Source organism: Micromonospora sp. LA-10 (genome assembly GCF_051853095.1).
Lineage (GTDB): Bacteria > Actinomycetota > Actinomycetes > Mycobacteriales > Micromonosporaceae > Micromonospora > Micromonospora echinospora_A.
In genome coordinates, this window is the sequence record NZ_CP195710.1 from 746,624 (window position 1) to 769,929 (window position 23,306).

A 23,306-nucleotide genomic window follows, 5' to 3' on the forward strand; every position below is an offset into this window, starting at 1 on the left:
CGACCGTACGACGGGAGGCTGGGACATGCGCGCGTTGCTGTGGGTGGTCGGCGTGGCCGCCGGTGTGATCATCCTGCTCGGGCTGCTGCTGGAGGCGGTCCGCTGGCTCGTCATCATCGGCGTGATCGCGCTCGCCGCGGTCATCGTCGTCGGGATCGTGAAGGGCCGGCGGGTGGTACACCAGCACTCGACGGGCCGCCGGTGACCTGCGGCGGAATGTGACCGACCCGGCAACCTACGTGAGCGTAGGTTACCGGGCGGTTAAGTTACGCTGGGGTCGTCACCCGCGCGACGAGGAGTAACGGCGATGGACGCGACAGCCCAGCGACCCTGGACCCGTAGCTACGCGCCGGGGGTACCGGCCGACATCGCCGAGCCGGACGGCTCGCTCGTCGACCTGCTCACCGAGGCCGCCGGGCGGTTCGGCCCCCGCGTCGCGCTCGACTTCTACGGCGCCACCACCACGTTCACCGAGCTGGCCGAGCAGGTGTCCCACGCCGCCGAGGCGCTGCGCCGCCTCGGCGTCGGCCCCGGCGACCGGGTGGCCCTGGTGCTGCCGAACTGCCCGCAGCACGTGGTCGCCTTCTACGCCGTGCTGCGCCTTGGCGCGGTGGTGGTCGAGCACAACCCGCTCTACACCGCCGACGAGCTGGACCGGCAGCTCACCGACCACGGCGCCACAGTCGCGATCGCGTGGGACAAGGTCGCACCGCTGGTGGCGGGACGCGGCGCCGTGCGTACCGTGGTGGCGGTCGACCTGACCGCGGCGCTGCCGCGGCTCAAGCGGTGGGCGCTGCGGGCGCCGCTGCCGAAGGTCCGCGCCGCGCGCGCCGCGATGACCGCCCCCGCGCCCGGTGCGCTGGCCTGGTCGGACCTGGTCGCCGCGGCCGGGCCGCTGCCCGCCGGGCATCCCGCGCCGGAGGCCGGCGACGTCGCGCTGCTCCAGTACACCGGCGGCACCACCGGCGAGCCCAAGGGCGCGGTGCTGACCCACCGCAACCTGCGGGCCAACGCCGCGCAGGGCCGCGCCTGGGTGCCCGGCCTGCGCGACGGCGCGGAGACCGTGTACGCGGTGCTGCCGCTGTTCCACGCCTACGGACTGACGCTCTGCCTGACCTTCGCCGTCAGCATCGGGGCGACGCTGGTGCTGTTCCCCCGCTTCGACGCCGACCAGGTGCTCGACGCTGTCCGCCGCCGCCCGCCGACGTTCCTGCCCGCGGTGCCGCCGGTCTACGCGAAGCTGGCCACCGTCGCCCGCGAGCGCGGCGTCGACCTCACCTCCATCCGGTACGCGCTGTCCGGCGCGATGTCGCTGCCACCGGCCACCGTGGAGCTGTGGGAGCAGGTGACCGGCGGCCTGCTGGTCGAGGGGTACGGGATGACCGAGACGTCCCCGATCACCGTCGGCAACCCGGTCGCGCCGACCCGCCGCCCCGGCACCGTCGGCGTGCCGTTCCCCTCCACCGACGTACGCATCGTGGACCCGGAGGACCCGTCCCGCGACCGCGCCCCGGGCGAGGCCGGTGAGCTGCTGGTACGCGGCCCGCAGGTGTTCTCCGGCTACTGGCACCGGCCCGAGGAGACCGCGAAGGTGCTGCTGCCCGGCGGCTGGATGCGCACCGGCGACATCGTCACCATGGACACCGACGGCTTCGTCACAGTGGTCGACCGGATCAAGGAACTGATCATCACCGGCGGCTTCAACGTCTACCCGTCCGAGGTGGAGGAGGCGCTGCGCCGCGTCCCCGGCGTACGCGAGGCCGCCGCCGTGGGGATGCCCACCGCCGACGGCGAGGAGGTCGTCGCGGCGGTGGTGGTCGACCCGGCGGTGGCCGCCACGCCGGAGGCGATCCGGACGTCGTGCCGCACCCACCTGGCCGGCTACAAGGTGCCCCGCCGGGTCGTGGTCGTCGACGAGCTGCCCTACTCGCAGATCGGCAAGATCCTGCGCCGTGAGGTCCGCGAACGGCTGCTCGCCGCCCGCTGACGCAGGCCGCCCGTTTGCCGGCGCGACGACAGGGGTAGACGAGCGTCCATGGTGGATTCACGGGGTATGTCAGTCGGTCGTTACGTCATGCGTCTGGTCGGCGGCGTCGCCGTCATCGTCGGCCTGCTCGGCATCTTCGGCACGCTCGCCGACGGCAACCTGGTCGGAATCGTGCTCAGCATCCTGTTCATCGGCGGCGGGGTGTTCCTGCTCAAGCGCTCCGGCCCCGACCGGCGGACGGACTCGGCGCCGCGCGCCGCCCGCTGACGCGCCGGACCCCGCCGCGACGCGGGGAGATGTCGGTGCCGCCGCCTACGCTGTGGCGATGGTCGACAGGCGTCAGGTCATGGCCTTCCGCGTACGCGCTCAGCAGCTCGACCGGGCACGCGGCTCGCTCGCCGACACCGCGGTGCTCGACATCGGCGTGCAGGACACCGGCCCCGACGGCTGCCGGTGGGCCCTCGCCACGCGCGGGGTCGACGTGACCCCGCTGACCGGCGACGACGTGGTCATGCTCTGGACCGTACGCGGCGCGCCGCACCTCTACCGCCGCGCCGACGTGGGCGTGGTGGCCGCCGCTGTCGAGCCGTTCTCCGACGCGGACGCGGGCAAGCGCATCTACGACGCGGCGAAGCCGTTGAAGGCGGCCGGCATCGGCATCCTGGCCGCGCTGGACGAGGTGGCCGCGCGGATGCGGGAGATCGTCCGGCGGCCGACCGTCAAGGGCGAGGTGTCCGGGCGGCTCGCCGAGGTGATGCCCGAGCCCTACCTGCGGCACTGCCGGCCGTGCGACGCGATCCACCTCTACGAGATGCCGTTCCGGCTGGCCGCCGTGCGCGCCGGGCTGGAGCTGCGGCTCGATACGTCACCGCCGGTCCTGGAACGCATCCGCGGGTTCCGTGCGGCGGCCGCGCCCGGCGACCGGTTCGACCTCGTCCGCGCCTACCTGCGGCTGCTCGGCCCGGCCACCCCGAAGCACGTCGCCGACTACCTCGACGCCCCGGTCAAGGAGGTGAAGGCCCGCTGGCCGGGCGACGCGGTCGAGGTGAGCGTCGACGGCGAGACGCGCTGGCTGCTCGCCGCCGACGAGGCGGCACTGGCCTCGGCCGAGGTGAGCACGACCCGCCTGCTCGGCCCGTTCGACCTGTTCCTCCAGGCGAAAGACCGGGCGACGCTGGTGCCCGACGCGGCCCGCGTCAAGGAGCTGTGGCCCGTGCTGGGCCGTCCCGGCGCGGTGCTGGCCGACGGCGAGCTGGTCGGCGCCTGGCGGCCCCGCAAGTCCGGCCGGACGTTCACCGTCGCCGTCCAGCCGTGGCGCAGGCTCACCGGCAGCACCCGCGACGCGGTGGTCGCGGAGGCCGAGCGCCTCGCCGCGTACCGGGGTGTGCCGCTGACCGGCGTCGACTTCGCCGACTGACCGCCTACCGGGTCCGCCCGACCGCCGTCCAGGCCGAGGCGTCGACCTCCACCGGCCACCGGTCGCCGAGCAGCGACGCGCACCGGTCGCGCAGCGCCGCCCGCCCCGCCGCGTCGAGCGCCTGCACGTGGTCCCCGGCCGGGCCCACCCCGAGCGTGTACGGCTCCCACCACTGCTCGAAGCTCGCGAAACTCGCCCGGACGGTGAGCGTGGACGACCGCACGTCCCGCAGTCCGGCGGCGGCGAACAGTTCGGCGAGGCCGCCCTCCCGCGTCCCGGCCAGCCCCGACTCGTCGTGCGCGCCCGGGTCGAGCGCCCGGACCGCCTCCCAGAAAACGGTCAGCGGCCCCCGCCCGCCGGCGTGGTCCCACACGCAGGCCGCCACCACGCCCCCGGGACGGGTCACGCGGGCCATCTCCCGCAGGCCGGCCACCGGGTCCGTCATGAAATGCACGACGAGCTGCGCGAGGGTGACGTCGAAGCCGCCGTCGGGGAACGGCAGCCGCTCGGCCGTCGCCCGCCGGATCTCGACCCCGGGCAGCCGTGCCCGGGCCGCCTCGACGAACGGCGCCGACGGGTCGACAGCCGACACCGCCTCGGGGCCCAGCCGTGCGACCAGCTCCGCGGTCAGCGCTCCGGTGCCGCAGCCGACGTCCAGTGCCCGCAGACCCGGCGCGACGCCCGCCGCGTCGGCGAAGCGGACCGCCAGCGGCTCGGCGAAGCGGCCCATGAAACGGCCGTACGCGTCCGCGCCGACATCGAATCCCACGACGCCAGGCTAACCCGCTCACTGGCACCATCACCGTCATGATTGTCTGGATCAACGGCGCGTTCGGTGTCGGCAAGACGACCACGGCGCGGCTGCTCACGGACGCGCTGCCGGACGCGAGGCTGTTCGACCCCGAGTTCCTCGGCTCGATGCTCACCGCGTTCGTCACCCCGCCGACCGGCGACTTCCAGGACCTGCCGCTGTGGCGTCACCTCGTCGTGCAGACCGTCAGCGGCCTGGACCGGCATCACGGGGGCGTCTGGATCGTGCCGATGAGCCTGCTCGACCCGGCGTACCGCGCGGAGATCCTCGGCGGCGTCCGCGCCGCGGGCGTCGACGTCCGCGAGGTGGTGCTCACGCTCGCCGAGGACCGGTTGCGTGAGCGCATCGACGCCGACCGGATCGAGGCCGGCGCGCGCGGCTGGCGGCACGACCACGTCGCCCGGGCGCTCGCCACGTTCGCGTCGGTGACCGACGCCTGCCTGATCGACGCCTCTCCCCCGCCCGAGCAGGTGGCCGATGCCGTCGCCGCGCACGTGCGCTTCGAAACTCGCTGTCAGGTCTCCGGGGACGGTGATAGACAGCCGGAGTGAGCGAACCCCTGACGTTTCCCGATCGGCTGCGGCTGATCGACGACCGGTCGGCCGCATTCCGGGACGCGGTCGCCGCTGCGCCGGACCTCGACGCGCCGGTGCCGACCTGCCCCGAGTGGACGCTGTTCGACCTGGCCCGGCACATCGGCGAGGGACGGCGCTCGTGGGCGGCCACCGTCGCCGCCGGTCCCGAGGCGTCCGGGCGGGCCGCGCCCGGCGGTCCGGGCGCGCCACGGGAGCGTACGGCCCTGCGGGACTGGCTGGCCGAGTCCACCGAGCAGTTGCTGGCCGCGCTGCGCGAAGCCGGACCCGATCGCGGCTGCTGGACGTGGTGGGACACGTCGCAGTCCCCGCAGAACTGCGGCACCGTCGCCCGGCACCAGCTCCAGGAGATCGCGGTGCACACCTACGACGCCCAGCTCACCGTGGGCGCGCCGCAGCCGCTGCCGGTCGAGGTGGCCCTCGACGGCGTGGAGGACTTCCTGTTCACCTGCTGCGCGACCACTGTGGCGTGGCCGTACGAGCCCGCCGTCCTCGACTACCACCTCGCCGAGGGCGGATGGTGGCGCGTGCGGCTCTCCCCCGACGGCGCACGGGTCACCCGCCTGGCCGCCGGAGCCGGCGCGAGCCCGGCCGACACCTCCGCCCGTTCCACGGCCGGTGACCTGGTGCTGGCCTTCTACGGCCGGATACCGCTGGACGCGCTCGCCATCGAGGGCGACCGGCGCGTCCTGGACCGGATCGCGGCGTGGGACCCGGACGCGTAGGACCGCAGCCTGATCGTGGGAGGATGCCCGGCATGCCGGGTCGTGCGTTGAGCTTCGGAGCGGCCGCGCAGGCGTACGAGCGGTTCCGGCCCGGCTACCCGGAGAAACTCGCCGACCTGGTGCTGGCGTACGCGGGCCGGCCCGTCCGCGCCGCCCTGGAGATCGGCGCCGGGACCGGCAAAGCCACCCGGCTGTTCGCCCGGCGCGGCATCACGGTCACCGCCACCGACCCGGACCCGGCGATGCTCGCCGAACTGCGCCGGCACGTGCCCGCCGACGTGCGGGTCCGGCAGGCCGCGTTCGAGGAGTTGCCCGCCGACGAGCGCCACGACCTGGTGTACGCGGCAGCCGCGCTGCACTGGACGGCCCCGGACCGGCGGTGGGAGCGGGTGGCCGCGCTGCTGACGCCCGGTGGCGTGTTCGCCTCGTTCGGCGGGCCGCTGCGGCTGGCCGACCCGGCCCTGCGCGACGCGGTCGCCGCGGCCCGCGCCGAGCACGTCGCCGACGACGAGATCCCGTCGCCGGACGGGACGTCACCGGCGGCAGAGATGCAGTGGCCCGGCACCGAGCTGCGCGCGTCCGAGTGGTTCACCGACGTGCGGCAGGCCGCGATCGAGCGGCGGATCACGATGAGCGCCGACGACTTCGTCGGTCTCCTGTCGACCGTCTCGGCCTATCTCGAACTGCCGCCGCTCGTACGCGAGCAGGTGTTCCGCCGCGTCCGGGACGTCCTGCCCGACACGGTCGAGGTCACCTCCGACGTCACCGTCCACCTGGCCCGGCGAACGCCGCTGCCCTGATCAGGACGCCAGGTAGGCGGTCAGCCGGTCGGCGAGCGGACCCGGACGGCTGAGCGCCACCGCGTGACCACCGTCGATCTCGTCCGGCACCACGCCGAGCCGGTCGGCGGCCACCCGGCGCTGGAAGTCGGCGGGGAAGAACCGGTCGTCACGGCCGATCAGCACCGTCGTCGGCACGTCCGGCCAGGCGGCCGGTGGCCATGGCTCGTCCCACTCCGCGCTGACCTGCTCCCGGGCGTGCGCCGGCGCTTCGGCGACGATCCCGGCCGGCACGCCGTTGTAGAACTGCTGCTCCTCGCTGAGCCCTTCCGGCTCGCGGTAGCCGGTGTTGCCCCACCAGTCCCCCGGCTTCTCACCGGGCCGCGGGATCATCGGGGTGAGCAGGACCAGCAGGCGCACCGGCAGCCGGTCGGCGACCAGCGGCGCGGTGAACGCGCCGTACGAGTGCCCGACCACCACGAGGTCGTCGCGGTCGCCGACGGCGTCGATCACCGTCTGGCGGAAGTCGGCGAACCCCGCCGACCGGTCACCGATCGGCAGCTCCGGCGCCACCGCGTCGTGACCCCGCGCGGCCAGCTCGGGAACCAGCAGGTGCCAGTCCCACGCGCTGCCCCCGCCGCCGTGGATGAGCACGAACGTCGTCATGTCCGGACCCTCCCACACCGGTACGACATGCCGTGGCCGTCTCATGTGGCGGACCGCCCCGTGGCCGCCCGGTCGAGGCGCGGCCCGGGGTCGGGACCCGCTCGTTCAGACCGGGCGGCCGAACGTGACCGCCTCCCGGACCAGCTTCGGGGCCTTCTCCGCCAGCTGCGCGTCCGGCCGTGCGCCGAGCGCGTCGTTCACAGTGGAGAAGGCCAGCCGGAACGCGATCAGCGTGGTCGCCTCGAAGATCTCCTGATCGTTCAGGCCGGCGTCGCGCAGGCGTTGCGTGTCGGCCTCGGTAGTGGCGTTCGGGTCCGTCACGACCCGGCGGGACCAGTCGGCCAGCGCCGTCTCCCGCGCGGACAGGTCCGCCTCGCCGCCGCGCAGCACCTCGGCGGCTGCCGCGTCGTCGCTCATCCCGGCCAGCCGTGTGCCCCAGGCCAGGGCGCAGTATGAGTCGCCCCGGGCCGCGGCGGTGGCGGCGACCAGCACCGCCACCTCCCGCCCGGAAAGCGTGGACGCGGACAGCAGTTCGGCGCGTGTGTTCTGGAAGGACATCAGCACGTCGGGTCGCCAGCACCAGACGCGGGTGAGGTTGTTGACATAGCCGTCGGAGGAGAGGTCGTCCTCGTACGCGGCTTTCGCCGCCGGGCTCTGCGGCGGTTCGGGAAGGAAGGCGGCATTCATGCGGGCAGTCTGCGGCACCCGGGCGTCCCCCACTGGCTGATCAACGACAGTACGATCCGCGAATGATCCGGACGGTCTTCTTCGACGTCGGCGGGACGATTCTCGACGAGACCCGCGAGTTCGCCACCTGGGCGGACTGGCTCGGCGTACCCCGGCACACGTTCTCCGCCGTCTTCGGCGCGGTGATCGCCCGGGGCCTGGACTACCAGGAGGTGTTCCGGGCCTTCCGGCCCGGCTTCGACCTCACCGCCGAGCTGGCGCGCCGGGTCGCGGCCGGTGACCCGGAGTCGTTCGGCGAGCAGGACCTCTACCCGGACGCGCGCGCCTGCCTGGCCGCCCTGCGGGAGCAGGGCGTGCGCGTCGGCCTGGCCGGCAACCAGCCGGAGCACGCCGAGGCGACACTGCGGGCCCTGGACCTGCCGGTGGACGTGATCGGCACGTCGGCGGCGTGGGGCGTGGCGAAACCGGCGCCGGAGTTCTTCGCCCGGGTCGTCCGGGAGGGCGGCGGCGACGCGTCGGCGATCCTGTACGTCGGGGACCGGCCGGACAACGACGCCGCCCCGGCGATGGCCGCCGGCATGCCCGCGTGCCTGATCCGGCGCGGACCGTGGGGCCACATCCTCGACATGCCGGCGGTGGCCGACCGGTGCCTGTTCCGCATCGACTCGCTGGACGAGCTGCCGGCCCTGGTGGCGCGGCACAACGCGGCGGGCGGCTAGGCCGACCCGTCGGCGAAGACCGAGAGCCGGGTGCGGTGGTGGCGCGGCGACTCGATCTCGTCGACCACCGCGACCGCCAGATCGGCGTACGACAGGTGCGCCGACGCCGGGGCCTGCTCGCCGCCGAGGCGGTACCGGCCGGTGCGGGGACCGTCCACGTTCAGCGCCGCGGGCGGGGTGAGCACGAGCCAGTCGACTGTGGTGTCCGCCGCGCGGAGCCGGTCCAGGCCGGCGGCGTGGCTGAGCGCGAACGGCCGCAGCTCGGCGGGCAGGACGGCCGGGTCGTCGTAGAGGGGCCGGCCGTGCGCGTCGGTGAGCGTGGCAAACAGGCCGACCGCCACGAGCCGGGGCACGCCTGCGCGGGCCAGTCCGTGCAGCAGCGCGTCGGCCGCCCGGACGAAGAACTCCGGATCGGGGCCGGTGGCGGCGAGCACGTCCGGCCCGGACGCCGGGCTGACCGCGTGGACGACGGCGTCGTGCCCGTACCCGATCGAGGTGACCGTCTCCGGGTCGGTGACGTCGCCGCGTACCGCGGAGGTGAGGTCGGGATGGCGGGCCGGGTCGCGGACGACGGCGGTGACGCGGTGGCCGCGGCGGTGGGCCTCGGCGGTGATCGCGCGGCCGGCCCGGCCGCCCGCGCCGAAGACGGCGATGCTGGTCATGGCGCGACGCTAGAGCGCCGGGTGCCGGTTACCGCAACGGTACCGGCGTTACGCTCGGGCGGTGACGCCGCTCGATCCGGACATGTTCCATCCCGCGTGTCCGTCGCGGACGATGCCGCTGCGGATCGGCGACAAGTGGACCGCGATGGTGGTGCTGTGCCTGGAGCACGGGCCGCGCCGGTTCACCGAGCTGCGGGCGCCGCTGCGCACGATCACGCCGAAGGTGCTGGCCGAGACGTTGCGGGCGATGGAACGCGACGGGCTGGTCACGCGCACCGCCTACGACGAGAACCCGCCGCGCGTGGAGTACGCGCTGACGCCGCTGGGCCGCAGCCTGCTGACGCTGGTGGCGGCCGCCCGGTCGTGGAGCGAGGAGCACCTGGGCGAACTGCTGGCGGCCCGCCGGTCACACGAACGGCGGGCGGGCGCCGATGTCGTACCCCCGGCATAGTCTGCCGACCATGGGAACCGCCGAGCTGGACGAGCTGATCGTGCCCGACGCGGACGCGCTGCGCGCGTGGCTGTCCGCCAACCACGACACGTCGCCCGGTGTCTGGCTCGCCCTGGGCCGCAAGGGCGGCACGCTCACCACGCTGACCTGGCAGCAGGCGGTCGACGAGGCGCTCTGCTTCGGCTGGATCGACGGGCAGGGCCGCAAGCGCGACCACGAGAGCTCGTGGATCCGCTACACCCCGCGCCGGGCGCGCAGCTCCTGGTCGCAGCGCAACGTCACGCACGTGGCCCGGCTGGAGGAGCAGGGGCGGATGACGCCCGCGGGCCGGGCCGCAGTGGAGGCCGCGAAGGCGGACGGCCGGTGGGCGGCGGCCTACGCGCCGCCGTCGGAAGCAGAGGTGCCGGCCGACCTGCTCGCCGCCGTCGCGGCCGAGCCCGCCGCCCAGGCCATGTTCGACGTCCTCACCAGCGCCAACCGGTTCGCGCTCATCCACCGGCTCAACGCGGTCAAGCGGGCGGAGACCCGGACGCGCAAGATCGGCGAGTTCGTCGCCATGCTGGCCCGCCACGAGACGTTCCACCCGCAGAAGGCGAAGCCGCCGGCCACGCCGTGACCGTCGTGGCTCACGAGTGGTCCCGGACGAACGCGCGCATGAGCGCGGCGCACTCGGCCGCGTGCGTCTCCAGCAGCAGGTGGCCGCCGTCGAGGATGTGCGCGTCCATCCGGTCCAGCGCACGGTGGTACGCGAGCACCTCGTCCACGTCGAAGTACGCGTCGTGCCGGCCCCACAGCACGAGCGCCGGCGGCTGGTGGGCGCTGTGGTACGCGGCGATCTCACCGAACCGGGCGACGTGGTTCGCGTAGTCGGTGAAGAGCGCGAACTGCGCCTCGACGTTGCCGGGCCGGGTCATCCGCTCCCAGTCCAGGTGCCACGCCTCGGGCGCCTGCAAAGGCCGTACGTGTGCGGGCAGCCCGGCGAGGTACTGGTCCCGGGTGCCGGCGAAGGTCAGCCAGTCCGGCAGCGCGGCGCGCGTGGCCTCGCCCGGGTCGGCCCAGTACGCCCGCGCGGTGTCCCACTGCGCGCCGAGCCCGTCGGCGTGCGCGTTGCCGCTCTGCACGATCAGGCCGCGGATCCGTTCCGGGGCGCGGGTGGCCAGGTGGTAGCCGACCGGCGCGCCGAAGTCGTGCAGGTAGACGAAGAAGCGGTCGACGCCGAGCAGGCCGAGCAGGCGTTCGACGGTCCACGACAGGTTCCCGAACGTGTAGTCGTACTCGCCGACGGTGGGAGAGGACGACATGCCGAAGCCGGGCAGGTCGGGCGCGAGCACGTACGCCACCTCGGCGAGGGTGGGCATGACCTCGCGGAACGTGTGCGACGAGCTGGGGAATCCGTGCAGCAGCAGCACGGCCGGGTCGCCGGGGCGTCCGGCCTCGCGGAGGAACACCTCCAGCCCGTCGACGTCGACGTGCCGGTGGCGGATCTTCTGGCTGGCGCGCATCACCTCATCCTGGCGGCCCGGCCGCGCCCGTACGCCCGATTCCGGCACCCGGACCGCGACCGGCGGGGGTGAGCTGGGCGTACGCTCGAACGAGCCGACGGCAGGAGGTCGCCCACGATGATCCCGGTGCTGATCCTGTTCGGCGTTCTCCTGGGTCGCTGGTGGCGGTCGTCGCTCGTCGCCGCCGCGCTGGGCTGGCCGGTCCTGCTGGTCGCGACCGGCGTGATGGACGTCGGCGCCGGGCTGCTCGGCGCGGCGGTGCTCGCCGTCGCGAACACCGGCGCCGGCGTGCTGCTCCACCAGGGAGCCCGCCTGGCGATCCGAAGCCTTCGGGCGTCCTGAGGCGGGCCGGTGCGCTACACCGTGCCGCCGGTGTTCCGGATCATCTGCCGGAGCACCCTGAGCGTGGTGACGTAGTCCGCGTCGTCGACGCCCTCGTGGATGCGGGCTCGGATCGCGGGCGCGTACTGCTTGAACCTGACCCGGGCGCCCTCGCCCGCCTCGGTGATCCGCAGCCTGCCGTCCGCGTCTCGGGTCAGCCAGCCGCGCTCCAGCAGGACCTCCGCCTCGGCGTCCAGATCGTCCTCGGCACGCAGGTAGGAGCGCATCGCCTGCCGCAGCTCGGGGACGGTCAGCCCGCCACCGCCGGGCAGAAGGTCGTTCGTGGACAGGTTGCGCAGGAGCCAGAACTGCGGCTGGGTGAAGCCGTGCACGGCCTGCTGGGCCCGGGTGAAGGCGATCAGCGACTCGTACGCGACTCCCGTCCAGTAGGCGGCCGGCTGGCCCGCGAGTTCGGCGTCGGACAGGTGCGGCGTCGTCATGGTGATCTACCTCCGGCAGTTATCGGGTGAGCACGACGCTAGGACCTCAACCGCGCTTCAGATCAAGTCGCGCGGGGCATCGCGTACCTGTCGATGACGGCATGATGGGTCGATGCGGGTAGCGATGGCCACCGACGCGGGGCATCCCGGGCGCAGCAACGAGGACTTCGCCGGCGCCGTACCGTGCGGCATGGTCCTGGTCGACGGCGCCGGCGGCATCTCCGGCGTGGAGAAGGTCTGCCACCACGGCGTCGCCTGGTACGCGACCCGGCTCGGCGGCACCCTCCTCGGCGCGCTGGACCAGGATCGCAGCCTGCGCGACGTGCTGGCCGAGGGCATCGAGCGGGTCACCGACTCGCACCGCGACACGTGCGACGTCGCCGATCCGATCAGCCCGTTCGCGGCCGTGGCGATGCTCCGGTTCTCCGGCGGGACCGTCGAGCATCTGGTTCTCGGCGACGCGGTGGCGGTCGTCGGCCGCGCGGGCGGCGAGCCGCTCGTCGCCCACGATCCGCGCGAGGTGGTGATCGCCCGGTCCTTCGAGGAGCGGCTGAAGGACGTGCCCGAGGGCGGCGAGGAGTACCGGCGGCTGCTGACGGAGCTGCGGGCCAGGCGCAACAGCCCGGGCGGGTTCTGGGTCGCGAAGGAAGACCCGCGGGTGGTGGACGAGGCGGTCACCGGCGAGTGCCCGGCCGGCGAGGTGGGCACGGCGGCGCTGCTCAGCAACGGCGCGAGCCGGCTCGTGGACACGTTCGGGCTGGCCGGCTGGGCGGGCCTGCTGCGTCTGCTGGAGACCGACGGTCCCGCCGACGTCATCCGCCGGGTCCGCGAGGCCGAGGCACGCGAGGGCGTCGCCACCGATGACGCGACGATCGTCTGCCGGCACTGACCGGCGGCGGCCACCCGCGTGCGCGGGCCCGCCGTCCTCGTGTTGACTGCGGCGATGGACCGTCAACGCCTGAGCAGCATCGCGCATTCGCACCACCCGATCGCGGCCCCGATCTCCGGCCTCAGTCTCAACCGGCTGCTGCGCCGGGCGGGCCGGCGGCCGGAGGCCCGGATCCTCGATCTCGGCTGCGGTGAGGCCGCCTGGGCGTTGCAGGCCCTCGCGCACTACCCGGACGGGCACGCGGACGGCGTGGACCTCAGCCCGTACGCGCTCGAACGCGCAGCGGACGCCGCCGCCGAACGCGGCCTCGCCGAACGGCTCACGCTGCACGAGCGCGACGCCCGCGCGTACGTGCCGGACGGCGACTACGACCTGGTGCTGTGCGTCGGGTCGACGCACGCACTCGGCGGCTTCGGCGAGACGCTGAGGCTGGCCGGGCGGCACGTGAAGACCGATGGCATCCTGATGGTCGGCGAGGGGTTCTGGCAGGTGCCGCCGACGCCGGGGGCGCTGGCGGCGCTGGGCGCGAAACCGGACGACCACGCCGACCTCGCCGGTCTGGTCGACGCCGCCGAGCAGGCGGGCTGGACCCCGGTGTACGCGCACGTCAGCGACACCGCCGAGTGGGACGACTACGAGTGGTCGTGGACCGGCTCGCTCACCGAGTGGGCGCTGGACAACCCCGGTCACCCGGACGCCGCCGGGGCGCTGACGGCCGCCCGCGAGCACCGTGACCAGTGGCTGCGCGGGTACCGGAACATGCTGGGCTTCGTGACGTTCGTGCTGCGCCGGATCTGAGACCCCCGCCGGCCACCGGTAACGTGGAGCCGCACGTCGTCGCGGGGCAGCGCTCCCGCCGTCCAGAACACGAGTCCGGTGGGTGGTCCTCGGTGCCGATGCAGATCCGTTTCGCCGTACCGGCCGACCCTGCCTATCCGGCCCGCGTGGCCGCCGCGCTCGCCGCCGCCCGGCTGCGCCGTTTCGGCTACATCGGCGCGGTCCTCGCCGCGATCGGGGTGATCGGTTGGGTCGCCTCGCAGGCGTCGGAGCGGGGTGGCCGGTTCGCGTCGCTGTGGACCGCGTTCATCGTGGCCGGCGTGCTGTCGATGCTGTACGCGCCGTGGGTGCGGTGGCGGGCCCGGCGCCGCTCCGGCGGCTACGCCGTCGAGGGCGGCTACGACATCGACGAGACCAACATCATGATGCGCAGCGGCTCGGAGTCCGGCGGCATCGCCTGGGACGGCGTCGAGCGGGTCACCGAGACCCCTGACTTCTGGATCGTGTACGTGGGACGGATGCCGGCCACTGTGATCCCCCGGTGGCTGATGTCCGCCGAGGACGCCGGGACGCTGCGCGCCTTCCTGACCGGACGCGGACTGCTCGGCAATCGTTGACGATGTATTGATCGGCTGTATATGTTGCCTCGGTGACTGAAATGCGCGAGGCGACTTTCCTGATCCTGACCGCGCTGGCCGACGAGCCGCGCCACGGCTACGGGATCATCCAGGAGGTCGCCGGTCTGTCCGGCGGTCGCGTCAACCTGCTGCCGGGCACCCTCTACGCCGCCCTGGACCGGCTGGTCGCGCAGGGCCTCGTCGAACTCAGCCACGAAGAGGTGGTCGACGGCAGGCTGCGCCGCTACTACCGGCTGCGCGCCGACGGCCAGGCCGAGCTGGCACGCCAGACCGAGCGGCTGCGGCAGCTCGCGTCCGCCGCCGAGACCCGGCTGCGCGCCCTGCGGCCCCGCACCGCCTGACCCCGGCCGTCGCGGTCCCGTAGGGAGAAACCCATGCACCGCTGGCTGCTGCTGGCCTACCCCCGTGACTACCGCCGCGCGCGCGGGGCCGAGATCCTGGAGACGGTACGGGACGTCGGCCCGGCCCACCGCCGTACCCGGGTGGCGGCGAATCTCGTACGCCATGGTCTGCGGGCCCGGCTGGGACGGCCGGCGAGCCGTTCCGTGGTGGCCTGGGCGTCGGTGTTCGCGGTGGTCTGCGGTCTGTTCGCCGCGTCGTTCGGCACCTGGCTCGCCTGGCTCGGCTCCCGCCCGCTCGACCACCGGGACCTCGCCGCCGTGGTCGGGCAGCTCTACCCGGACCGGCAGGTCAGCCACATCGACCAGGACGACCCGCCCGCCGTGTTCCTCATCTACGGCCACCCGCTGAACGAGGATCTCCTGTCCGAGCTGCTGCTCGGTGACGGCGGCGAGTACGCGCTGGCCGAGCTGACCGCGTCGTTCGACCAGACGCCGGCCGGCGGCCTCACCGACCTGCGGCAGCGCTTGGACGCCGCCGGGTGGAAGCGCCACGAGCCCTTCTACGCCAACGCCTACGACTGCGTCCCCGACACTCCGCAATGCGACCCGGCGTCCATCCCCTCCGACATCACCGTGTACGCCGAACGCGGCGACCACATCCTCGCCGTGGAACTCACCGGCGACGGCTCGACGAATGTCACCCTCAGTCGTGCCACTCCCGGCACCGCCTACCCGGCCGGGCTGCTCGGCTTCGTGCTGGGCCTGGCCGGCGGCTGGGTGCTGTTCGGCTGGGCCAGCCGGCGCACCGAGGGACGGCGCCCGCTGGTGCAGGGGCCCGCGAAGGTCCTGTACGGCGTCGCGATGGTGTTCTGGGCCGGGCCGATCCTGCTGGGCGCGCCGCTGATGCTGACGCACCACCTGGACGAGCCGCATCCGCGCTGGCACGTGCCGTGGGAGTGGCTCGGCCAGCCCGCCCTGTCGCTGCCGTTCCTGGTCGGCACGGCCCTGCTGCTGCTCGTGCTGGGCCTGGCGGCGCTGCCTTACCGGCGCCCGGCGGCCCGCCCGCTCGCCGGGCGCCGGGGCCGGCGGTCTAGCAGCGGTCAGTTCGCCGGGCATCGCGCGTCGGGGGCGGGCACCGTCAGGTCGACCAGGTACCTGTCCACCACCGCCTCCGTGCAGTCGGTGCGCTGGTAGGTGCCGTGGCCCCAGCCCTCGTAGGTGACCAGGCGCCCGTGCCGGCCGAGTTGCCGGGCGACGTTCACCGCCCAGGTGTAGCCGGTGCGGGGATCGTGCCGGGCGTTGAGCAGCAGCAGCGGCGTGCGGGTGTGCACGTTCAGCGCGTGCGGCGGGTTGCGGACCGGGGACGGCCAGCCCAGGCAGGTCTGCACGGCCAGCAGACCGGCGCCGTACCGGACGTCCGGGGCGGCAGCCGCGGCGTCTCGGACCAGGCCGGCGTAGTCGGTGTAGTCGCGCACCCGCGCCGGCCAGTCCGCGCAGAACGCCGCGACCGAGAGCGGGAGGTTCACAGCCGGTGGCGGCGTGCCGGCGTCCATGTCCCGCACGGTCGCGGCCAGTTGCGGCCAGCGCGGGCCGGCGAGCAGGCCGAGTGCCACGGCGGTGACGTCGAACGCGGTACGGGGGGCGTATTCGCCACGGTCCGCGCGGGCCAGAACCTGCGCCCACACCGACCGCACGTCCCGTTCGTGGAGCACGCAGTCGGCCGACCTGTCGCACCAGGACACGAACTCGTCGAACAAGTCCTGCAACGCGGCGGCCTGCGTCCGCACGAACGATCGCACGTCGAGACTGTGGTCGAACACGCCCTCCAGCACGACCGCCCGTACCCGGCCGGGGTACCGCTCGGCGTACTGCTGACCCAGCAGTGTGCCGTACGAGCTGCCGTGGAAGGACAGCCGGCGCTCCCCCAGCGCCCGCCGCAACGCGTCGAGGTCGCGGGTCGTGCTGAGTGTGTCGGCGTGGTCGAACACTGGGCTGGTCGGGCGGCACCTGGCCCACAGGGCCTGGTTGTAGGCCACCGCGGCGTCGAAGTCGGCCGGACCGGTCAGCGGGACGGGCGGCTTGCGCAGCGCCGGATCCGGCGTGCAGACGGGTGCGGCGGTGCGGGCGACCGTACGCGGGTCGAAGCTGACCAGGTCGAACCGGTCCAGCAACTCGTCGCTGAACCGGTCGCCCTTACGGATGCGTTCCACCCCCGAGTCGCCGGGGCCGCCCGGCCCGAACACCAGCGTGCCCACCCGCCGCTCCGGCGCTCGCGCGAGCCGGCGTGCCACGGCGAGTTCGAACGTCGGGCCGTTCGGCCGGGCCCAGTCCACCGGCACGCGGAGCCGGGCGCATCGCACGCGCTCATCCGGCGGGACGTTCGGCAGGTCGTCGGCGCACTCGCCCCACACGAGCCGCTGCGGCGGACCACCGGCGCGGGCCGGGCCGGGCAGTCCCGCCAGGACGGTGAGCGCGGTCAGGGCGACGGCCACGGTACGTCGGAACACGGCACCTCCCGGTGTCTGGATGCCTGTCGATTCTTCAGCGGCGTCCCACCCGAGTCCCATACGGAAACGCCCCGATATGCCCGTCGGGTCTTTCCCCCATTCCGGCCCTGACGGCCGGAGGACGGGCAGGCGAGCCGTGCCGTGGCGGTCTAGCATCGGGCGATGACGTCGCCCCTGGACCGCCTGCCGAAGATCAGCGCACCGGCCACGCGGGCGCTGAACGCGGCCGGCTACACCACGCTGCGCCGGCTCGCGGGGGTGCCGCGAGCGGAGCTGGCCCGGTTGCACGGCATGGGGCCGAAGGCGCTGGGCATCATCGAGGCCGCCCTCGCCGAACACGATCTGCGGCTGAGCTGACGCCGCGGCGGAACGGGGTGATCGCGTTGCCGGTCGGGCGGCTCCACCATCTGATCGTCGACTGCCCGGATCCGATGGCCGAGGCACGCTTCTGGAGCGCGGTCCTCGGCGACCCGATCACGTACGCGGACGACGACTTCGCCGTGGTGTCGGCCAGTACGGCGGCGTCCGGGCTGGCGTTCCAGCGCGCCCCCGGGCTGACGCCGTCGACGTGGCCGGAGCCGGCGGTGCCGCAGCAGATGCACCTCGACGTGATGGTCGACGACCAGGACGCGGCGGGCGCGGCGGTGCTCGCGCTGGGCGCGCGGCGGTTGCCGGGCGACCACGTGTACGCCGACCCGGCCGGCCATCCGTTCTGCCTGATCCCGCGACCCACCTGGGCGCCGCCGGTGGCCTCGCCGCTCTGACCGGACATCGTTACGGCGTCTCCTGGTAGGAGATGAACTCCAGCAGGCTTCCGTCCGGGTCACGGAAGTAGACGCTCGTCCCGGTGCCACCGGCGCCGATCCGCCGGACCGGTCCGGTCTCCACCTCGACGTCGTGCCGCCGCAGGTGCGCCACCGCCTCCTCGATCGGCCCCGCCCAGAGGAAGCAGATGTCGCTGTTGCCCGGGCGGACGGGAATCCGTGCGACGTTGCCGCCGAGGTCTACGCCCGGCCCGTGCACGCTCAACTGGTGGGGTCCGATCCGGAAGGCGACGCGGTCGCCGCCGACGCCGATCACCTCGGCGCCGACGACGTCGCGGTAGAAGTCGGTGGCGGCCCGCCAGTCGGACACGGCGATGACGACGTGGTCCAGTCCGGTCACGGGCGCCATGCGATCACCCTATTGGCGAGACGGCGTCCGCTCCCCCGGATCCGCCGAGGTCGCCGCCGGTGGGGCCGCCTTCAGGTGCCGGGCGAAGAATCGGTTCGCGGCCTCCCCCTCGAACCACGGGACGCCCGTGTGCCCGCCCATGTTGGCGTGCAGCGTCTTCTCGGCCGAGCCGAAGGCGTCGAACAGGTCCAGGGCCATCTGCCGGTCGTTGCCCTCGTCGTCCCACTGCAGCAGGACGTGCAGCGGAATGGTGACCCGCCGGGCTTCGGCGACGATGGCGCGCGGCACGAAGCTCCCGGCGAACAGGAGCGCGGCCGCGATGCGCGGCTCGACCACCGCCAGCCGTACGCCGATGGAGATCACCCCGCCGGCGTGCCCGGCCGGGCCGCCGACCTCGGGCAGCGCGAGGAGCGCGTCCAGCGCGGCCCGCAACTCCGGGACCGCCTTCTCCACCAGCGGCAGGACGAGCCGGTCGACGACCTCGTCGGCGACCGGCTCGCCGGCCGTCAGTGCCCGGCGCAGGTCGGCGCGGGCCTGCTCGGCGGCGGCGGACGCGGGCCGGTCGCCGCTGCCGGGCAGTTCGATGGTTGCGGCGGCGAAGCCCTGCTCGACGCAGCCCTGTGCCCGGGCCACCAGGCGCGGATACATCCGGCGCAGTCCGCCGGGGTGGCCGAGCAGGATGAGCGGGACCGGCTCGGACGCGGACGCGGGCGTCCACAGGAGGCCGGGGATGTCGCCGAGGGTGAATTCGCGCTCGCGTACGCCGTCGGCGAGGCGCTGTTCGGAGGTGAAGCGCATGGTCGTGCCTTTCGGGAGTGCGACGGCGCTCCCGGACGACCTATCGCCCGGCCGTGACCCCCGAGGGGAGCACCCATGTCGATACTGCGGTCACGGGTACCACCTCCCTCGTCCTCCGGCACGGCCACCGGCAAGCTAGCAGCGCTCGCCGGGGCCGGCCAACCGGTTTATCGCGGCGTGATCCGCGCCGGGCCGTCAGCCGCGCTCGAAGCCGGCGAACACGACAGCCAGCGTCCGGGTTTGCAGATGCTCGTCCCATCCACCGTGCAGCGCGCCCTGGCACATGCCGGCGAGCAGCGCCATCACCTCGGGGAGCCGTACCGAGTCGGCGACGGCTCCGGCGGCCTGGGCCTGTTCCAGCAGCCTGCCCACCGCTTCCTCCAGGTGGCCCACCGCGTCCGGAAGCCGGACGTCCACCCCGGATCCGGCGAGCAGTTCCACTGCCGTCTTCTTCGCGGCGGCCTGCGCCACCGTGTGCCGGAAGAACCCGAAGAGGTCGTGTCTTCCGGCCTCCTCGGCGAGTTGCGCGAGCAGTCGCTTCATCAGCGCGGCGAGCAGGTCCTCCTTGGTGGGGAAATGACGGAAGACCGTGCCGATGGCTACGCCGGCCCGGCGGGCCACCTCCTCGGTGGAGGCACGGGTACCGAACTCGGCGAAGACCGCCTCGGCGGCGTCCAGGATGCGTGCCCGGTTGCGTTGCGCGTCGGCGCGCAGGGGCGGACCCTCTACCAAAGTGAGTCTCCACTCATTATTCTTCGTGCCACAAGTCGAGTTACGACTCATTATCTCGGAGGCCGGCATGACACCACAGCAGATCTTCGAGGGCATGTGCGCCCGGTGGCTGGCGAACCTGCCCACCTTCGAGGCGGATTCGCTGGCCGACGACGTGGTGATCGAGACGCCCTTCGCCGCACCCGGCCACCCGACGCGCACCGAGGGGAAGCAGGCCGTTCTCGCGTACATGCGGGCGGGCCGGGCGTCGTTCCCGGTGCGGTTCGACGACTGCCGCGGCGTGGTCGTACACGAGACCGCCGATCCCGAGGTGATCGTGGTCGAGTACGAACTCGTCGGCACGCACACGGTGACCGGGGTGACCGCCTCCGCGCCGTTCATCGGCGTGTTGCGGACCCGGGACGGCAAGCTGGCCCACTGGCGCGAATATCAGCACACCCTCGCCATCGCCGGGGCCGCCGGCCCGGCATGAGCCGGCATCAGCGCCGCGGCTCAGGTGGTCGGTGTCGGCGACGGGGCGAACGGCCACGGCTGCGGCCCGAACAGCGCCGTACACGCGGACAGGAGCCCGCGCTGCGCCTCGGCCATGCGGGCGTCGACCGGGCCGGTGTCCTCGTTCGGGTCGTTGCGGACGAACATGTCTCCGGATTCCTTCGTCACCACCGCGAGTCGCTGGCCGGCCTCCCGTACGCCCGGATCGGTCGCCTTTGCCGCACGCAGGGCGATCGACGTGTTCGAGGTGAACTTGACGTCCTGCTGCTCGATCACCCGGGCCACCATGTTGCACGCCCCGGCGGCGAACTTGTCCGCCGGCGCCGTCGAGCCGGCCTGCGGAGCAGTGGACGACGACGGCGCGGTGGAGGACGACGGCGCGGTGGAGGACGACGGCGCGGGTTCCGCGGGCGCGCACGCGGAGACGACCAACAGCAGGGACAGCGCGGCGAGTTCACGTTTCACCGCACGAGGCTAGCGATCATGGTGGGCGTGACCTCCGTCCGGGTGCCCCGCCCACCGTCGTCGCGTCGACATCGGACCCGTCAGCGGCCCGCCGCGCGGAGCATCGCCTCCGTCTCGGGGTCGGGCATGATCTCCCGGACCTCCTGGGCGCACCGGCACGAGACGGCGATCTTGGCGGCCCACTTGTGCGCCTCGTCGCGTGAGGCCACGTCGAGGATCACGAACCCGCCGATGACCTCCTTGGTCTCCGGGTACGGCCCGTCGGTGACCATCCCGTCCGTGCCCACGATGCTCGCCTGCTGGCGTTCGAGCCCGGTGCCGTAGACGAACACGCCCGCGTTCACGGCCTCCTGGATGACCGCGTGCGCGTCCCTGCCCACCTCGGGCAGCTCCTCGGCGGGGATGTGGTCCATCGCGCCGTCGTTGAACGAGATCAGGTACCGCGGCATGCCATGACTCCCTTGTCCGGGCGGCCCGGTCCGGCCGCCTCCTCACCTGTACGACGAACGAGCCGCCGCGAATCCGACGTCACGCCGCCGGCGGATTCACCGCGCTTCGAGAACGAAGAAGATGAAGCAGAGGAACGCCGTACGGCCGTCGAGTTCCGGGGGCAGCAGCTCGCGCGGCGTGTCGGGCGAGAACGGCGGTTCGCTGATCGCCGACAGGCGGAAACCGGCGTCGGTGAACGCCTTGGCCATCGCGTGCAGCGGCCGGTGCCAGTAGGTGAGCGTGGCCCGCTGCCCGTCGAAGTCGTACTCCTCGGACCATCTCGCGACGGCGAAGTAGTCGGCTTCCGGGAACGCCACCTCGTAGCCGATCGGGTGGTTCACCGACACCAGGAGCCGGCCGCCGGGACGCAGCACCCGGCGCAGCTCGGCCAGCGGCGCGGTCCAGTCCTCGAAGTAGTGCAGCACCAGCGACACGATCACGTCGTCGAAGGCGTCGTCGGCGAACGGCAGCGGCCCGCCCAGGTCGGCCACCAGCAGCGTCGCGGCCCCGCCGAGCCGCTTGCGGGCCAGCTCGACCATCGCCGGGCTGGCGTCGAAACCGGTCACGACGGCGCCGCGCGCGGCGAGCGCCTCGGACAGCGGGCCGGCGCCACAGCCGGCGTCGAGGATCCGCCGGCCCCGCACGTCCCCGGCGAGTTCCAGCATCGCGGGCCGCTCGTAGTAGGCGTTGAACAGGCTGGACTCGTTCTCCGCCGCGTACCGCTCGGCGAAACCGTCGTAGTGGTCCGGTCTCATCGGGCTGTCTGCGGGACGGGCACGGCGGTGCCGGTCACCGCGATCCCGGCGCCGGGATCGGCGGGAATGCCGACGGTGAGCAGGCTCGGACGGCCCATGTCGTCGCCCTGCCGCACGGTGACCGTCGCGGGCGGTCGCACCAGGCCCAGCTCGCGCAGGTAGCCGCCGAACGCGGCGGCCGCCGCGCCGGTCGCGGCGTCCTCGACCACGCCGCCGGGCGGGAACGGGTTGCGCGCGTGGAACACCAGCTCGGACTCGCGGTGCACCAGGTCGATGGTCGTCCAGTCCCGCTCGGCCATCAGCGCGCTCAGCGCCGCCATGTCGTAGTCCAGGTCCGCCAGGCGCTGCCGGGTCGCGGCGGCCACGATCGGATGCCAGGCCCCGGCGTACGCGACACGCGGCGGCAGCGCCGGGTCGAGATCCTCCGGCGACCAGCGCAGCGCGGCGAGCAGCGCCCCGAGGTCGTCCACGCCCAGGGGTACGCTGCGCGGCGCGACGCTGGTCAGCGTGGCGGTGGTGATGCCGTCCGCCTGCACGCTCGTGGCGACCTCGACCAGCCCGGCGCGGGTGTCCAGGTGCAACACACCCGGGCCGTGCCGCTCGGCGTAGGCGACCGCCGAGGCGATTGTCGCGTGGCCGCAGAACGGCACCTCCGCCTTCGGGCTGAAGTAGCGCACGGTGAACCGCCCGTCCCCGCCGGGGACGAGGAACGCCGTCTCGGAGTAGCCGACCTCGGCCGCCACCTGCTGCATCTCCGCGTCGCCCGCCCCGGTGGCGTCCAGGACGACACCGGCCGGGTTGCCACCGGTGGGGTCGGCGGTGAACGCGGCGTATCGGAGAATGTCCATGATCATGAGCCTAGCGCCGGTGGTCCGGCTCGTCTGCCCCGTGACCGGCTCCCGGCGCAGCAGGGACACCGGTGCGCTCGATGCGGAACTAGTCTCCGGTCATGAGCTCCTTCGAGATCACGCCGATCGGCACGGTGCACAACGACCGGACGGACATCCAGCACAGCGACAACTGGGGCGCCGTCCGCAGCACGATCGTCGTCGACGAGCGCTTCGGCGAGGCGTGCCTGCAGGGCCTGGAGGAGTTCTCGCACGTGGAGGTCGTGTTCGTCTTCGACCGGTTCGCGGACGACGGCGACCACCGCGAGCCCCGTCCCTACCGGGGCCGGGCCGGCCTGCCGCCGATGGGCGTCTTCGCCGGCCGTGGCCCCCGGCGGCCGAACCGCATCGGCGTGACGTGCTGCGCGATCGAGGCCGTGAACGGCCGCGAGCTGACGGTGGTGGGCCTCGACGCGGTGTCCGGCACGCCCGTGATCGACCTGAAGCCGGTGATGAAGGAGTTCGTCCCCGCCGACGTCCGACAGCCGGAGTGGGTCAGCGACATGATGTCCGAATACTTCCAGCCGTAGAGTGGGCGCGGCG

At 73.7% G+C, this 23,306-nt stretch carries 34 protein-coding genes; 20 read left to right on the top strand and 14 right to left on the bottom strand.

Annotated features, from left to right (window positions below; genetic code table 11):
- Positions 1-25: 25 nt before the first annotated feature.
- From ACSDG8_RS03555 to ACSDG8_RS03570, 4 genes are all read left to right on the top strand, one after another.
- Positions 26-205, top strand: coding sequence for a hypothetical protein (locus ACSDG8_RS03555; RefSeq protein ID WP_210891215.1), 180 nt, complete (start codon positions 26-28; stop codon positions 203-205).
- A 102-nt stretch (positions 206-307) separates the two neighbouring features.
- The gene (locus ACSDG8_RS03560; protein ID WP_210891213.1) at positions 308-1,987 is read left to right on the top strand and encodes a long-chain-fatty-acid--CoA ligase; all 1,680 of its coding nucleotides are present in this window, start codon (positions 308-310) and stop codon (positions 1,985-1,987) included.
- A 66-nt stretch (positions 1,988-2,053) separates the two neighbouring features.
- Entirely contained in the window at positions 2,054-2,254 is a 201-nt protein-coding gene (locus tag ACSDG8_RS03565; protein WP_210891211.1) for a hypothetical protein, read from the top strand.
- A gap of 58 nt (positions 2,255-2,312) precedes the next feature.
- Positions 2,313-3,404 carry a winged helix DNA-binding domain-containing protein gene (locus tag ACSDG8_RS03570; RefSeq protein ID WP_439427638.1) on the top strand — a complete coding sequence of 364 codons (1,092 nt, stop codon included), beginning with the start codon at positions 2,313-2,315 and terminating at the stop codon, positions 3,402-3,404.
- Positions 3,405-3,408: 4 nt separating this feature from the next.
- Here ACSDG8_RS03570 and ACSDG8_RS03575 read toward each other — a convergent pair whose 3' ends face one another.
- On the bottom strand, positions 3,409-4,173 hold the full coding sequence (locus ACSDG8_RS03575) for a class I SAM-dependent methyltransferase (RefSeq protein WP_439427639.1): 765 nt from the start codon (positions 4,171-4,173) through the stop codon (positions 3,409-3,411).
- 38 nt (positions 4,174-4,211) lie between these two features.
- On the opposite strand from ACSDG8_RS03575, the gene ACSDG8_RS03580 reads away from it, so the two are divergent.
- From ACSDG8_RS03580 to ACSDG8_RS03590, 3 genes are read left to right on the top strand one after another with little or no spacing between them, the layout of a single operon-like run.
- A complete protein-coding gene (locus ACSDG8_RS03580) occupies positions 4,212-4,766 on the top strand; it encodes an AAA family ATPase (protein ID WP_210891206.1) in 555 nt (184 codons plus the stop codon).
- Entirely contained in the window at positions 4,763-5,533 is a 771-nt protein-coding gene (locus tag ACSDG8_RS03585) for a maleylpyruvate isomerase N-terminal domain-containing protein (protein ID WP_439427640.1), read from the top strand. The genes ACSDG8_RS03580 and ACSDG8_RS03585 overlap by 4 nt, the downstream gene beginning before the upstream one ends.
- 32 nt (positions 5,534-5,565) lie before the next feature.
- Entirely contained in the window at positions 5,566-6,333 is a 768-nt protein-coding gene (locus tag ACSDG8_RS03590) for a class I SAM-dependent methyltransferase (RefSeq protein WP_439427641.1), read from the top strand.
- Here ACSDG8_RS03590 and ACSDG8_RS03595 read toward each other — a convergent pair whose 3' ends face one another.
- The gene (locus tag ACSDG8_RS03595; RefSeq protein WP_439427642.1) at positions 6,334-6,978 is read right to left on the bottom strand and encodes an alpha/beta fold hydrolase; all 645 of its coding nucleotides are present in this window, start codon (positions 6,976-6,978) and stop codon (positions 6,334-6,336) included. It abuts the gene before it with no gap.
- 105 nt (positions 6,979-7,083) lie between these two features.
- Positions 7,084-7,665: a carboxymuconolactone decarboxylase family protein gene (locus tag ACSDG8_RS03600; RefSeq protein WP_247677910.1), complete on the bottom strand. Its 582-nt coding sequence runs from the start codon at positions 7,663-7,665 to the stop codon at positions 7,084-7,086.
- A gap of 62 nt (positions 7,666-7,727) precedes the next feature.
- Here ACSDG8_RS03600 and ACSDG8_RS03605 point away from each other — a divergent pair, with 62 nt between their 5' ends.
- Positions 7,728-8,384, top strand: a complete 657-nt coding sequence (locus ACSDG8_RS03605; protein ID WP_210891196.1) for an HAD family hydrolase — start codon at positions 7,728-7,730, stop codon at positions 8,382-8,384.
- Here ACSDG8_RS03605 and ACSDG8_RS03610 read toward each other — a convergent pair.
- Positions 8,381-9,046, bottom strand: a complete 666-nt coding sequence (locus tag ACSDG8_RS03610) for an NAD(P)-dependent oxidoreductase (protein WP_210891194.1) — start codon at positions 9,044-9,046, stop codon at positions 8,381-8,383. The genes ACSDG8_RS03605 and ACSDG8_RS03610 overlap by 4 nt on opposite strands.
- 61 nt (positions 9,047-9,107) lie before the next feature.
- Here ACSDG8_RS03610 and ACSDG8_RS03615 point away from each other — a divergent pair, with 61 nt between their 5' ends.
- Together ACSDG8_RS03615 and ACSDG8_RS03620 are read left to right on the top strand one after the other, a co-directional pair.
- Positions 9,108-9,497, top strand: a complete 390-nt coding sequence (locus ACSDG8_RS03615) for a winged helix-turn-helix transcriptional regulator (RefSeq protein ID WP_307856155.1) — start codon at positions 9,108-9,110, stop codon at positions 9,495-9,497.
- A gap of 10 nt (positions 9,498-9,507) precedes the next feature.
- Complete coding sequence (locus ACSDG8_RS03620; protein WP_210891192.1) at positions 9,508-10,113, top strand: YdeI/OmpD-associated family protein; 606 nt, start codon at positions 9,508-9,510, stop codon at positions 10,111-10,113.
- A gap of 10 nt (positions 10,114-10,123) precedes the next feature.
- Here the strand turns inward: ACSDG8_RS03620 and ACSDG8_RS03625 are convergent, their stop codons facing one another.
- On the bottom strand, positions 10,124-10,999 hold the full coding sequence (locus ACSDG8_RS03625; protein ID WP_210891190.1) for an alpha/beta fold hydrolase: 876 nt from the start codon (positions 10,997-10,999) through the stop codon (positions 10,124-10,126).
- A 117-nt stretch (positions 11,000-11,116) separates the two neighbouring features.
- On the opposite strand from ACSDG8_RS03625, the gene ACSDG8_RS03630 reads away from it, so the two are divergent.
- On the top strand, positions 11,117-11,341 hold the full coding sequence (locus tag ACSDG8_RS03630) for a hypothetical protein (RefSeq protein ID WP_439427643.1): 225 nt from the start codon (positions 11,117-11,119) through the stop codon (positions 11,339-11,341).
- A gap of 14 nt (positions 11,342-11,355) precedes the next feature.
- Here the strand turns inward: ACSDG8_RS03630 and ACSDG8_RS03635 are convergent, their stop codons facing one another.
- The gene (locus tag ACSDG8_RS03635; RefSeq protein ID WP_439427644.1) at positions 11,356-11,820 is read right to left on the bottom strand and encodes a MarR family transcriptional regulator; all 465 of its coding nucleotides are present in this window, start codon (positions 11,818-11,820) and stop codon (positions 11,356-11,358) included.
- Between the two features lie 112 nt (positions 11,821-11,932).
- Between ACSDG8_RS03635 and ACSDG8_RS03640 the strand changes: the two genes are divergently transcribed.
- The 5 genes from ACSDG8_RS03640 to ACSDG8_RS03660 all read left to right on the top strand — a co-directional run bounded on the left by ACSDG8_RS03640 (position 11,933) and on the right by ACSDG8_RS03660 (position 15,659).
- Positions 11,933-12,709, top strand: coding sequence for a hypothetical protein (locus ACSDG8_RS03640; RefSeq protein ID WP_439427645.1), 777 nt, complete (start codon positions 11,933-11,935; stop codon positions 12,707-12,709).
- A gap of 54 nt (positions 12,710-12,763) precedes the next feature.
- The gene (locus ACSDG8_RS03645) at positions 12,764-13,507 is read left to right on the top strand and encodes an SAM-dependent methyltransferase (protein WP_439427646.1); all 744 of its coding nucleotides are present in this window, start codon (positions 12,764-12,766) and stop codon (positions 13,505-13,507) included.
- A gap of 98 nt (positions 13,508-13,605) precedes the next feature.
- The gene (locus ACSDG8_RS03650) at positions 13,606-14,103 is read left to right on the top strand and encodes a YcxB family protein (protein ID WP_439428028.1); all 498 of its coding nucleotides are present in this window, start codon (positions 13,606-13,608) and stop codon (positions 14,101-14,103) included.
- Between the two features lie 41 nt (positions 14,104-14,144).
- Positions 14,145-14,465, top strand: a complete 321-nt coding sequence (locus ACSDG8_RS03655; RefSeq protein ID WP_120573821.1) for a PadR family transcriptional regulator — start codon at positions 14,145-14,147, stop codon at positions 14,463-14,465.
- Between the two features lie 33 nt (positions 14,466-14,498).
- The gene (locus ACSDG8_RS03660; RefSeq protein WP_439427647.1) at positions 14,499-15,659 is read left to right on the top strand and encodes a hypothetical protein; all 1,161 of its coding nucleotides are present in this window, start codon (positions 14,499-14,501) and stop codon (positions 15,657-15,659) included.
- Here the strand turns inward: ACSDG8_RS03660 and ACSDG8_RS03665 are convergent.
- Positions 15,566-16,972 (bottom strand): alpha/beta fold hydrolase, encoded by a 1,407-nt coding sequence (locus ACSDG8_RS03665; protein ID WP_439427648.1) that lies wholly within the window; start codon positions 16,970-16,972, stop codon positions 15,566-15,568. The two genes, ACSDG8_RS03660 and ACSDG8_RS03665, sit on opposite strands and share 94 nt — an antisense overlap.
- Positions 16,973-17,134: 162 nt before the next feature.
- On the opposite strand from ACSDG8_RS03665, the gene ACSDG8_RS03670 reads away from it, so the two are divergent.
- Both ACSDG8_RS03670 and ACSDG8_RS03675 read left to right on the top strand, forming a co-directional pair.
- Positions 17,135-17,329 (top strand): DNA-binding protein, encoded by a 195-nt coding sequence (locus tag ACSDG8_RS03670; RefSeq protein ID WP_210891178.1) that lies wholly within the window; start codon positions 17,135-17,137, stop codon positions 17,327-17,329.
- 17 nt (positions 17,330-17,346) lie between these two features.
- On the top strand, positions 17,347-17,736 hold the full coding sequence (locus tag ACSDG8_RS03675) for a VOC family protein (RefSeq protein ID WP_439427649.1): 390 nt from the start codon (positions 17,347-17,349) through the stop codon (positions 17,734-17,736).
- A 10-nt stretch (positions 17,737-17,746) separates the two neighbouring features.
- Here the strand turns inward: ACSDG8_RS03675 and ACSDG8_RS03680 are convergent, their stop codons facing one another.
- The 3 genes from ACSDG8_RS03680 to ACSDG8_RS03690 all read right to left on the bottom strand — a co-directional run bounded on the left by ACSDG8_RS03680 (position 17,747) and on the right by ACSDG8_RS03690 (position 19,675).
- Positions 17,747-18,145, bottom strand: coding sequence for a VOC family protein (locus ACSDG8_RS03680; protein ID WP_439427650.1), 399 nt, complete (start codon positions 18,143-18,145; stop codon positions 17,747-17,749).
- Between the two features lie 9 nt (positions 18,146-18,154).
- Positions 18,155-18,943 carry an alpha/beta hydrolase gene (locus ACSDG8_RS03685; protein ID WP_439427651.1) on the bottom strand — a complete coding sequence of 263 codons (789 nt, stop codon included), beginning with the start codon at positions 18,941-18,943 and terminating at the stop codon, positions 18,155-18,157.
- A 195-nt stretch (positions 18,944-19,138) separates the two neighbouring features.
- Entirely contained in the window at positions 19,139-19,675 is a 537-nt protein-coding gene (locus ACSDG8_RS03690; protein ID WP_439427652.1) for a TetR/AcrR family transcriptional regulator, read from the bottom strand.
- A gap of 67 nt (positions 19,676-19,742) precedes the next feature.
- Between ACSDG8_RS03690 and ACSDG8_RS03695 the strand changes: the two genes are divergently transcribed.
- On the top strand, positions 19,743-20,147 hold the full coding sequence (locus ACSDG8_RS03695) for a nuclear transport factor 2 family protein (protein ID WP_439427653.1): 405 nt from the start codon (positions 19,743-19,745) through the stop codon (positions 20,145-20,147).
- Positions 20,148-20,167: 20 nt separating this feature from the next.
- On the opposite strand, the gene ACSDG8_RS03700 is transcribed toward ACSDG8_RS03695, so the two are convergent.
- The 4 genes from ACSDG8_RS03700 to ACSDG8_RS03715 form a co-directional block, all read right to left on the bottom strand.
- Entirely contained in the window at positions 20,168-20,632 is a 465-nt protein-coding gene (locus ACSDG8_RS03700; protein WP_439427654.1) for a hypothetical protein, read from the bottom strand.
- Positions 20,633-20,712: 80 nt separating this feature from the next.
- Positions 20,713-21,081, bottom strand: a complete 369-nt coding sequence (locus ACSDG8_RS03705) for a YciI family protein (RefSeq protein WP_210891165.1) — start codon at positions 21,079-21,081, stop codon at positions 20,713-20,715.
- A gap of 96 nt (positions 21,082-21,177) precedes the next feature.
- Positions 21,178-21,876, bottom strand: coding sequence for a class I SAM-dependent methyltransferase (locus ACSDG8_RS03710; RefSeq protein WP_210891163.1), 699 nt, complete (start codon positions 21,874-21,876; stop codon positions 21,178-21,180).
- Positions 21,873-22,724, bottom strand: coding sequence for a PhzF family phenazine biosynthesis protein (locus ACSDG8_RS03715; protein ID WP_210891162.1), 852 nt, complete (start codon positions 22,722-22,724; stop codon positions 21,873-21,875). The genes ACSDG8_RS03710 and ACSDG8_RS03715 overlap by 4 nt, the downstream gene beginning before the upstream one ends.
- A 101-nt stretch (positions 22,725-22,825) precedes the next feature.
- Here ACSDG8_RS03715 and ACSDG8_RS03720 point away from each other — a divergent pair, with 101 nt between their 5' ends.
- The gene (locus ACSDG8_RS03720) at positions 22,826-23,293 is read left to right on the top strand and encodes an SAM-dependent methyltransferase (protein ID WP_210891159.1); all 468 of its coding nucleotides are present in this window, start codon (positions 22,826-22,828) and stop codon (positions 23,291-23,293) included.
- Positions 23,294-23,306 lie beyond the last annotated feature (13 nt).

Bases quoted from the DNA above. Each gene is read 5' to 3' on its own strand.
- ACSDG8_RS03555 (WP_210891215.1), top strand. From the start codon at position 26: ATGCGCGCGTTGCTGTGGGTGGTCGGCGTGGCCGCCGGTGTGATCATC.
- ACSDG8_RS03560 (WP_210891213.1), top strand. From the start codon at position 308: ATGGACGCGACAGCCCAGCGACCCTGGACCCGTAGCTACGCGCCGGGG.
- ACSDG8_RS03565 (WP_210891211.1), top strand. From the start codon at position 2,054: ATGTCAGTCGGTCGTTACGTCATGCGTCTGGTCGGCGGCGTCGCCGTC.
- ACSDG8_RS03570 (WP_439427638.1), top strand. From the start codon at position 2,313: ATGGTCGACAGGCGTCAGGTCATGGCCTTCCGCGTACGCGCTCAGCAG.
- ACSDG8_RS03580 (WP_210891206.1), top strand. From the start codon at position 4,212: ATGATTGTCTGGATCAACGGCGCGTTCGGTGTCGGCAAGACGACCACG.
- ACSDG8_RS03590 (WP_439427641.1), top strand. From the start codon at position 5,566: ATGCCGGGTCGTGCGTTGAGCTTCGGAGCGGCCGCGCAGGCGTACGAG.
- ACSDG8_RS03595 (WP_439427642.1), bottom strand. From the start codon at position 6,978: ATGACGACGTTCGTGCTCATCCACGGCGGCGGGGGCAGCGCGTGGGAC.
- ACSDG8_RS03600 (WP_247677910.1), bottom strand. From the start codon at position 7,665: ATGAATGCCGCCTTCCTTCCCGAACCGCCGCAGAGCCCGGCGGCGAAA.
- ACSDG8_RS03605 (WP_210891196.1), top strand. From the start codon at position 7,728: ATGATCCGGACGGTCTTCTTCGACGTCGGCGGGACGATTCTCGACGAG.
- ACSDG8_RS03610 (WP_210891194.1), bottom strand. From the start codon at position 9,046: ATGACCAGCATCGCCGTCTTCGGCGCGGGCGGCCGGGCCGGCCGCGCG.
- ACSDG8_RS03620 (WP_210891192.1), top strand. From the start codon at position 9,508: ATGGGAACCGCCGAGCTGGACGAGCTGATCGTGCCCGACGCGGACGCG.
- ACSDG8_RS03625 (WP_210891190.1), bottom strand. From the start codon at position 10,999: ATGCGCGCCAGCCAGAAGATCCGCCACCGGCACGTCGACGTCGACGGG.
- ACSDG8_RS03630 (WP_439427643.1), top strand. From the start codon at position 11,117: ATGATCCCGGTGCTGATCCTGTTCGGCGTTCTCCTGGGTCGCTGGTGG.
- ACSDG8_RS03635 (WP_439427644.1), bottom strand. From the start codon at position 11,820: ATGACGACGCCGCACCTGTCCGACGCCGAACTCGCGGGCCAGCCGGCC.
- ACSDG8_RS03640 (WP_439427645.1), top strand. From the start codon at position 11,933: ATGCGGGTAGCGATGGCCACCGACGCGGGGCATCCCGGGCGCAGCAAC.
- ACSDG8_RS03645 (WP_439427646.1), top strand. From the start codon at position 12,764: ATGGACCGTCAACGCCTGAGCAGCATCGCGCATTCGCACCACCCGATC.
- ACSDG8_RS03650 (WP_439428028.1), top strand. From the start codon at position 13,606: ATGCAGATCCGTTTCGCCGTACCGGCCGACCCTGCCTATCCGGCCCGC.
- ACSDG8_RS03655 (WP_120573821.1), top strand. From the start codon at position 14,145: ATGCGCGAGGCGACTTTCCTGATCCTGACCGCGCTGGCCGACGAGCCG.
- ACSDG8_RS03660 (WP_439427647.1), top strand. From the start codon at position 14,499: ATGCACCGCTGGCTGCTGCTGGCCTACCCCCGTGACTACCGCCGCGCG.
- ACSDG8_RS03670 (WP_210891178.1), top strand. From the start codon at position 17,135: ATGACGTCGCCCCTGGACCGCCTGCCGAAGATCAGCGCACCGGCCACG.
- ACSDG8_RS03680 (WP_439427650.1), bottom strand. From the start codon at position 18,145: ATGGCGCCCGTGACCGGACTGGACCACGTCGTCATCGCCGTGTCCGAC.
- ACSDG8_RS03685 (WP_439427651.1), bottom strand. From the start codon at position 18,943: ATGCGCTTCACCTCCGAACAGCGCCTCGCCGACGGCGTACGCGAGCGC.
- ACSDG8_RS03695 (WP_439427653.1), top strand. From the start codon at position 19,743: ATGACACCACAGCAGATCTTCGAGGGCATGTGCGCCCGGTGGCTGGCG.
- ACSDG8_RS03705 (WP_210891165.1), bottom strand. From the start codon at position 21,081: ATGCCGCGGTACCTGATCTCGTTCAACGACGGCGCGATGGACCACATC.
- ACSDG8_RS03710 (WP_210891163.1), bottom strand. From the start codon at position 21,876: ATGAGACCGGACCACTACGACGGTTTCGCCGAGCGGTACGCGGCGGAG.
- ACSDG8_RS03715 (WP_210891162.1), bottom strand. From the start codon at position 22,724: ATGGACATTCTCCGATACGCCGCGTTCACCGCCGACCCCACCGGTGGC.
- ACSDG8_RS03720 (WP_210891159.1), top strand. From the start codon at position 22,826: ATGAGCTCCTTCGAGATCACGCCGATCGGCACGGTGCACAACGACCGG.